We start from the raw sequence: 266 nt of genomic DNA, 5'->3' as shown, positions 1-266 counted from the left end.
AAGCAACCAAGGTGATCAAACGGTACCTGATGTAACTGGTAAGACGGGCGAGCATGTTGATGTTACAGTACCAGTGAAGCCAGGCTACACGGCGGATAAGTCAACGGTACCGGCGACAGTGAATGCCGACGGTACGATCACCGTTGATAACCCAACGACCACAGGTAAAGTGACCTACACACCAAATGATGCCAAGGCAAATGTGACGATTCCAAGCAACCAAGGTGATCAAACGGTACCTGATGTAACTGGTAAGACGGGCGAGC

The 266-nt window shown here is 50.8% G+C and carries 1 protein-coding gene; it reads left to right on the top strand.

The features are described from left to right. A partial coding sequence (locus CES79_RS12930) for a hypothetical protein (protein ID WP_225362454.1) occupies window positions 1-266 on the top strand: 266 nt, incomplete at both ends.

This window comes from Secundilactobacillus silagei JCM 19001 (assembly GCF_002217945.1).
In the GTDB taxonomy this organism is placed as follows: Bacteria; Bacillota; Bacilli; order Lactobacillales; family Lactobacillaceae; genus Secundilactobacillus; species Secundilactobacillus silagei.
Note: the sequence above shows the minus strand (reverse complement) of the source record. Positions and strands in the feature narration are given on the sequence as shown.